The organism is Actinospineispora eucalypti (assembly GCF_039543365.1).
In the GTDB taxonomy this organism is placed as follows: domain Bacteria; phylum Actinomycetota; class Actinomycetes; order Mycobacteriales; family Pseudonocardiaceae; genus Pseudonocardia; species Pseudonocardia eucalypti.
Genome location: NZ_BAABJP010000010.1, coordinates 148,944 through 155,337 on the forward strand (window position 1 = coordinate 148,944; position 6,394 = coordinate 155,337).

Sequence of the window (6,394 nt, forward strand, 5' to 3'; positions counted from 1 at the left end):
CCTGGATCACCGAATCCGGGCAAGGGACCTCATTTCCACGGCACTAGATCAAGGAAAACGCACGTCGCGCCGGTCGCGGTGAAAACGTTGCGCACACAATCGAGTACGGCGCGTGACTCGCGCGGCACGGCCGGCCCGACTACTGTCCTGCACTCGGGGACATGCGGTGTGAGGAGAGCCGTGGAGCAGGGGCAGCGTGACTACCCGCCGGGGACAGTGGGTTATCTCGCTCAGGGACGCTGGGGGCGCAACGCCAGGCCCGACACCGAGGACGCCGACGGGTCGGACCAGGCACCCGAGCCGACCAACGGGCGGAACGACGGCGGCGACCATACGGACCAGGACGAGGTCGTCGAGGCCGAGTCCACCTCGGAAACCACCGAGCCCGAGTCGGACCAGGAGCCGGACGACGCGGAAGCGGCCGACGAGGACGCGGAAGCACCCGACGACCCGTTGAAGACCGTTCCGGTACCGACGGCCAGCCTGACCGCGCCGCCGACCGGCCCGCTGACCAAGGCCCCGTCGCGCTGGGTGGAACCGGGCGCGCTGGCCGCCGAGCGGGCGCAACGGGCCCGGCTGGGCGGCATCGGCACCGAGATCGCCAAGTTCGCCAAGGGCCGGCGCCCGCCGAGGTCCGGTTGGCGGCGGGTGCTCTACCAGCTCACCAACGGCTGGCTGAACCTCGGCGAAAGCCCCGCCGACGTGCGGGAACGGCAGCTCACCGTGCGGGTCAACCAGCCGCTGCACGGCTGCTACAAGATCGCCATGCTGAGCCTCAAGGGCGGCGTCGGCAAGACCACCGTGACCGCCACGCTGGGCGCCACCTTCGCCTCCCTGCGCGGCGACCGGGTGATCGCGGTGGACGCGAACCCGGACCGGGGCACGCTCAGCCAGAAGATCCCGCTGGAGACCAGTGCGACCGTGCGGCACCTGTTGCGGGACGGTCAGCGTATCCGCCGGTACTCGGACGTGCGGGCGTACACCTCGCAGGGGCCGTCCCGGCTGGAGGTGCTGGCCAGCGAGCAGGACCCGGCGGTGTCGGAGGCGTTCAGCGAGGCCGACTACCGGCGCACCGTGACGCTGCTCGAGCACTTCTACAACATCGTGCTGACCGACTGCGGCACCGGCCTGATGCACTCGGCCATGTACGGCGTGCTGGGGCTGGCGGACGCGCTGGTGATCGTGTCGTCCGGGTCCATCGACGGGGCGCGCAGCGCGTCCGCCACCATGGACTGGCTGGACGCGCACGGGCACGGCGAGCTGGTGGCGAACTCGGTCGCTGTGATCAACTCGGTCCGGCGTTCGTCCGGGCAGGTGGACCTGGACCAGGTGGCGGAGCACTTCGCCAAGCGTTGCCGGGCCGTGCTGCGCATTCCCTACGACAGCCACCTGGAGGAGGGGGCGGAGCTGGACCTGAACCGGCTCTCCCGGCCGACCCGCGCCGCGCTGCTGGAACTGGCCGCGACCGTCGCCGAGGCGTTCCCCAGCCCGGACGAGACCTGATCCCGGGCCGCGCACCCACTCGGTGACCGATCTTCGGAGCCGACATCCGCCGGCTCCCCCCTTCCGAGCCGGCGAACGTCGGCCGTCGTACGCCCGGAAGAGCTGGTCGGGCGACACGAGCGGGTGGTGCGGTCCGCTGAGAGTAAGCCCGGATGGCCGGTGGCTTCGGTGGTTTAAGGAAGGCTTGAGCTGGCGTTGAGGAAGATATGAGGCTGCCGCCGAGCCTCACCGGGGAGGCATCGACGGCAGCCACGCAGAGCTACGGATCACCGCTAACGGGGCGGGTCGTCCCCCTGGTGACGCAGGCGCTGATCCAGCTGGCGCAGAAACTCCGGGTCATCGTCGGGCGCGACGGCCCGGCGTGGCGCGGGAGCCTGGGCGGTCGGCGCACCGGACTGCCTAAGCATGGTGTACCAGACGATCATTCCGGCCATCGATACCGCGACCAAGGCAATGACCAACAACACGGTGACCACCTCCTGTTACGAGGCTAACCCAGAGACGGCCGGCGCGACGGCGCCTTCGGGTGAACATCACCCACGTGATCTCAGCGAAGTGACCGATCGTGTCAGTGTCGGCACGGCCGGCACGAGTCAGTACCCTCGCTGTCGTGAGTCCGGAAGCCACCCCGCGCCCGCTGGGTGCGGCAGTCGCCCGCTACGGCCTGGCCAGGGTAGCCCTGGTAGCGCTGGTCACCGCGCCGCTGACCTGGTTGGGCGTGCCATTCCTGGTGGCCCTGCTGGTCGGGCTGGTCGCCTCGGTGCCGTTGTCCATGCTGCTGCTCGGCGGCCCGCGCGCGGATCTGGACGCCGCGTTGGCCTGGTCCGGGCGGCGGCGCGGCGAGCAGCGGGCCCGGTTGCGCGCGCAGCTGCGCGGTGAGGCCGTGGACGCGCTCCCACCGACCGAGCCGTCGGCCGGGCCTTCAGCTCAGGGCGAGGCCGACGCCGGTGCCGATGGCCCAGGCCAGCATGACTATTCCGGACGCGCCGAGCACCGGGATTAGCTTCGGCCCGGTCGCACCGCCCAGCACCGTACGCACCGGAACCACCGCGAGCGGCGCGGCCAGCAGGCCCAGCAGCAGCCACGGGCTGAACAACACCCCGGCGAGCAGCGAGAACAGGAACGGGATCGCCACCAGCGTGGCGTAGAGCAGGCGGGTGCGGCGGTCGCCGAGCGCCACCGCCAGGGTGCGCTTGCCGGACTGGGTGTCGGTGGGGATGTCCCGCAGGTTGTTGGCCACCAGCACCGAGCAGGACAGCATGCCGACGCCGACCGCGGCCAGAACCGCCGGCGCGCCGGGCGGACCGCTCTGTACGTACACGGTGCCCAGCACCGCGACCGGCCCGAAGAACACGAACACCGCGACCTCGCCGAGACCCCGGTAGCCGTACGGCCGGGAGCCGCCGGTGTAGAACCAGGCGCCCAGCACGCAGGCCGCGCCGAGCGCGATCAGCCACCAGTGCCCGGTCAGCGCCACCAGCACCAGGCCGGCCAGGCAGGCGATGCCGAACGAGACGAACGCCGCCGTGCGCACGGTCGCCGGCTCGGCAGTGCCGGAACCGACCAACCGGAGCGGTCCGACCCGGTTGTCGTCGGTGCCCCTGACCCCGTCGGAGTAGTCGTTCGAGTAGTTGACGCCGATGATCATCCCGAGCGCGACCACCAGCGCCAGCACCGCTCCCACCGGCTGGAACCCACCCGCGCCGATCGCCGCGCCGGTGCCGGCCAGCACCGGGGCGACCGCGTTCGGCAGCGTGCGGGGCCGTGCCCCCTGAACCCATTCCCCCACCGTGACCACGCAATCAACCTACTTGATCGCCGCGCCCCGCCGGCCGAGGCGTGTGGCCCGGCCGGCGGGACGTCCCCCGACCGGTCAGTTGGCGATCGGTGCGTTCGGCGAAAGGCCCCAGAACAGCTGGGTGCCGAGCACGCCGATGATGTGGATCAGGACCATGTTCAGCATCATCGACTTCGCGGTGTTCCGCCCCACCCCGACGGACCCGCCGCGTGCGGTGAAGCCGTAGTAGCAGCTCACGAAGGTGATGACCGTGCCCATGGTCATGATTTTGATCATGGAGTAGAGGAAGTCGGCCGGGTTCTGGAACAGCCAGAAGATGTACAGGTAACCACCCGACGAGACCCCACCGAGGTTGACCACGGTGATCAGGTACTCGGAGACGTACATGACTCCCAGGCCCACGGTGTACAGGAACGGCATGGCGATCCACACCGCCAGCACGCGGCTGGCCAACAGGTAGCTGCGGGACTTGACCCCCATCGCCTCCATGGCGTCGATCTCGTCGGCGATCCGCATCGAGCCCAGCTCGGCCACCAGGCCGCAGCCGACCTTCGCGGCGAAGATGTAACCCCACATGTAGGGGGCCATCTCCCGGATTCCGCACCAGGCGTTGAACACCCCCGAGTAGATCGGGGCGCCGATCTGCTTGAGGGTGTACGCCGCCTCGAGTCCGCACTGGTACCCGATGACCGCCTGCATCACCCAGATGATCAGGCCGCTGGACAGGATCAGGATCCCGGCCTGGTGCAGCACCTCACTGCCGTACTTGCGCACATCGGGTATCGACCGGAGCACCGTCCCGGCGAACCGGGCGATCTCGCCGACCGAGCCCAGCACGTTCTTCACTCCGCTTTCGCGGGTGTCGGTGATGGTCATTTCGGCTCCTCCTCCCGGTTACCGGTAGACCTGCATGTCGGGGTTGAGCCCCAACATCAACGTGGTGAACGCGAAGTTGAACATCCAGATCCCGGCGAACGCGATCACCACCGCCTGGTTCACCGCCCGGCCCACACCGATCGGACCACCCTCGGCCCGGTAGCCCTTGTAGCAGCACACAATCCCGATGATCAGACCGAACAGGGAGGTTTTGACCACGCTGCACCACATGTCGGTGGTGGTCGCGTTGTTCCAGAAGTTGGCGAAGTACGCGCTCGGGTTGGCATTCAGCTCCCAGGCGGCGATCAGGCCGCCGAACACGCCGAAGCACAGCGCCACCACATCCATCAGCCCGGTCATGATGGTCAGGGCGATGACGCGGGGCAGGATGATGGTGCGGACCGGGTCGACGCCGAGGACCTCCATGGCGTCGAACTCCTCGCGGATGCGCCGGGCGCCGAGGTCGGCGGTGATGGCGGTGCCCATGACGCCGGCGACGACCATGGCGTTGATCCACGGGGCGAACTCGCGCACGCTGGCCATCAGGAAGAACGAGCCCAGCCGCTCGGGAATGCCGAACAGCAGGAAGATGTTGCCTGCCCTGCAGGCCGGGTGCGCCCATGCCGAACGCGGTACACGAGACGATCATGGGCAGCCAGCAGAGCTTGAGCGTCTCGAACATCTGCTCACGCACGTCACCCCAGTACCCGACCGGTTTGGTGATGGCGCTCTTCGCGACCTCGAGGAAGAGGTCGAACATCTCGCCGGCCTGCTGCAACGGCCGTGCGGCAACACCGGGTGCTCGGCGCAGCCCCCGGCCGAACTTCGGCAGGGAAGCTGCCTTCGTCCGCCCCGGCCCACGGGGCGCGGACGTTTGCATCGCGCTCATAGACGGTCTCCAGGTCGTCGGATGCCTGCCCGACCGGCAGGTGAGCGAAGGCTAAAACCGTCGAACGGCGCCGAACGGCCCTCTCGCCTGTTCGGACGCACAGCTTCGTGCCGCCGCACAACGCAACCCCGCCCCGGTTGTTACCCCTCCGCCTTCTGGCTCGTCCCGACTCGCCGGGGGCTTCCCGGGAAGGCGGCGCCGGGAGGCCGGTTCAAGACGGCTTGGACGGCGCGGCCGGGCGGTCTCCCGTCGCTCAGCGCGGCCCCTTGCGTTGTCCTGGGCACCCGGCGCACTGCTTCACTACGTACCGTGATTGCCGGAACCGCTTCCCGAGCAGCGTCGCTCACCGAGTGCTGGCTCAATCCGCTCGATCATGGGCGTTTACCGGACTGAGCCAGCGCTCGGCCAAGCCACCCGTCCTGGCCGCCCACCGTCTGACCACGGTCCGTAGCCGAGGCCCGGAAGCGGGGCGCAACGCAACGGGCGGCACCCGGGCCGCCGCCGACCACCCAGGTCGCGCCGTCCAAGCCGTCTGGACCATGCACCACGCCCACGCACCTCTTGGGTCGAGAGAGAGCAACCGAGGAGATGTAGATCTTGACCGGGGTCAGCAGGGCCGGAGGTCGGCCTCGGTGCTGATGCGAACCGCGTTCGCGGGCAGGTACTGGTCGGGGCCGATGCGTACCCAGTTGTTCGGCGTGGCGCACTCCACGAGCACTCCGGCGCGATCGGCGGCGGCGCCCACCGGTTCGGCGTCCGGGGCGGGGGCGCGGCGCACCACGGCGTGGCGGGCGGTCGGCTCGGCCTTGCGGTCGCCCTCGCCGTCGCGGTCCTCGCCCTCGCCCTCGCCCTCGCCGTCGCGGTTCCGGTGCTTGCTGTCGTCTCGGTCCTCGCCGGAGTCCCCGTCGTCGTCGTTGGCGAGCGGGTCGTCCAGCGCGCCGCCGAACATGTCGTCGTCGTCTCCCGACCGATGGTGGGGCTTGCCCGGCCGCGCCGACGCACCGGGCCGCGCCGACGCACTGGGGCGCGCCGATGCACTGGGGCGCGCGGAGGTGCTGGGCTGTGCGGAGGTGCTGGGGCGCGCGGAGGCACTGGGCTGTGCGGAGGTGCTGGGGCGCGCGGAGGCACTGGGCTGAGTGGAGGTACTGGGCCGATCGGATGCGTCGAGTGGGCTGGATGCGTTGGGTGGGCTGGTTGCGTTGGGTGGGCTGGTTGCGTTGGGTGGGCTGGTTGCGCCGGGTGGGCTGGTTGCGCCGGGTGGGCTGGTTGCGCCGGGTGGGCTGGTTGCGCCGGGTGGGCTGGTTGCGCCGGGTGGGCTGGTTGCGCCG

At 70.1% G+C, this 6,394-nt stretch carries 8 protein-coding genes; 3 read left to right on the top strand and 5 right to left on the bottom strand.

From position 1 onward, the window contains the following. The first annotated feature begins 180 nt into the window (after positions 1–180). On the top strand, positions 181–1,503 hold the full coding sequence (locus ABEB12_RS14375; protein WP_345702814.1) for a MinD/ParA family ATP-binding protein: 1,323 nt from the start codon (positions 181–183) through the stop codon (positions 1,501–1,503). Between the two features lie 272 nt (positions 1,504–1,775). Here the strand turns inward: ABEB12_RS14375 and ABEB12_RS14380 are convergent, their stop codons facing one another. Further along, the gene (locus ABEB12_RS14380; protein ID WP_185063952.1) at positions 1,776–1,970 is read right to left on the bottom strand and encodes a hypothetical protein; all 195 of its coding nucleotides are present in this window, start codon (positions 1,968–1,970) and stop codon (positions 1,776–1,778) included. 143 nt (positions 1,971–2,113) lie between these two features. Between ABEB12_RS14380 and ABEB12_RS14385 the strand changes: the two genes are divergently transcribed. Continuing rightward, entirely contained in the window at positions 2,114–2,506 is a 393-nt protein-coding gene (locus ABEB12_RS14385; RefSeq protein ID WP_345702815.1) for a DUF4229 domain-containing protein, read from the top strand. Here the strand turns inward: ABEB12_RS14385 and ABEB12_RS14390 are convergent. From ABEB12_RS14390 to ABEB12_RS14405, 4 genes are all read right to left on the bottom strand, one after another. Next, positions 2,426–3,301 (bottom strand): 1,4-dihydroxy-2-naphthoate polyprenyltransferase, encoded by an 876-nt coding sequence (locus ABEB12_RS14390; RefSeq protein ID WP_185063953.1) that lies wholly within the window; start codon positions 3,299–3,301, stop codon positions 2,426–2,428. The two genes, ABEB12_RS14385 and ABEB12_RS14390, sit on opposite strands and share 81 nt — an antisense overlap. Before the next feature lie 75 nt (positions 3,302–3,376). After that, complete coding sequence (locus ABEB12_RS14395) at positions 3,377–4,177, bottom strand: ABC transporter permease (protein WP_185063954.1); 801 nt, start codon at positions 4,175–4,177, stop codon at positions 3,377–3,379. 18 nt (positions 4,178–4,195) lie between these two features. After that, a complete protein-coding gene (locus ABEB12_RS14400; protein WP_345702816.1) occupies positions 4,196–4,720 on the bottom strand; it encodes an ABC transporter permease in 525 nt (174 codons plus the stop codon). Positions 4,721–5,673: 953 nt separating this feature from the next. Further along, a complete protein-coding gene (locus tag ABEB12_RS14405) occupies positions 5,674–6,015 on the bottom strand; it encodes a hypothetical protein (RefSeq protein ID WP_345702817.1) in 342 nt (113 codons plus the stop codon). On the opposite strand from ABEB12_RS14405, the gene ABEB12_RS14410 reads away from it, so the two are divergent. Next, positions 6,014–6,202 (top strand): hypothetical protein, encoded by a 189-nt coding sequence (locus tag ABEB12_RS14410; protein WP_345702818.1) that lies wholly within the window; start codon positions 6,014–6,016, stop codon positions 6,200–6,202. The two genes, ABEB12_RS14405 and ABEB12_RS14410, sit on opposite strands and share 2 nt — an antisense overlap. Positions 6,203–6,394 lie beyond the last annotated feature (192 nt).

Coding starts and splice junctions, on each gene's coding strand:
- ABEB12_RS14400 (WP_345702816.1), bottom strand. CDS start 4,720: ATGGCCAGCGTGCGCGAGTTCGCCCCGTGGATCAACGCCATGGTCGTC.
- ABEB12_RS14395 (WP_185063954.1), bottom strand. CDS start 4,177: ATGACCATCACCGACACCCGCGAAAGCGGAGTGAAGAACGTGCTGGGC.
- ABEB12_RS14405 (WP_345702817.1), bottom strand. CDS start 6,015: ATGTTCGGCGGCGCGCTGGACGACCCGCTCGCCAACGACGACGACGGG.
- ABEB12_RS14410 (WP_345702818.1), top strand. CDS start 6,014: ATGTCGTCGTCGTCTCCCGACCGATGGTGGGGCTTGCCCGGCCGCGCC.